The following is a 418-nucleotide window of genomic DNA, read 5'->3' as shown; positions in this document are numbered from 1 at the left end:
GTTTTCTCAATATTCCATTTTTCAATTTCCAGTGTATCTTTTTCAATAATCTTTCTTAGTTGCTCATGATCAAATACTGAGAATGTAGTCGCAAAAATAGCATAGACAGAAGTACGTGTCTGTCCGTCAAAGTTTTTATTGAATAAACTCCACTGTCTGCAGGCGTAATTCCCTGGACACCTTCTCTCCAGGTCTTCAAACATCAATTCAACCGGACTCTCCGCTTCTGGATGATTCCGTCTCAATTCTCGAATCATATCTGTAACCTGACCCAGGTTTGGCAGATAGTGATCGAGCTGACTATCAAAATAAAGATAGCCAATTAGAGAACGCATTAGGAGTTTATTGGCTGCCGACCAAAAAGGATCACTCTCATGACCATTTCTGTTGAGAGATTCTGTAATAGCTTCAGCTACCC

Annotated in this window: 1 protein-coding gene; it reads right to left on the bottom strand. The window is 40.0% G+C overall.

Annotation, left to right across the window (positions count from 1 at the left end; all coding sequences use genetic code 11):
• The coding region (locus tag M1M07_RS32505; protein ID WP_248676804.1) for a hypothetical protein at positions 1 to 418 on the bottom strand (418 nt) is incomplete at both ends.

The organism is Rhodococcus sp. HM1, from assembly GCF_023218075.1.
Taxonomy (GTDB): Bacteria; Actinomycetota; Actinomycetes; order Mycobacteriales; family Mycobacteriaceae; genus Rhodococcus.
Note: the sequence above shows the minus strand (reverse complement) of the source record. Positions and strands in the feature narration are given on the sequence as shown.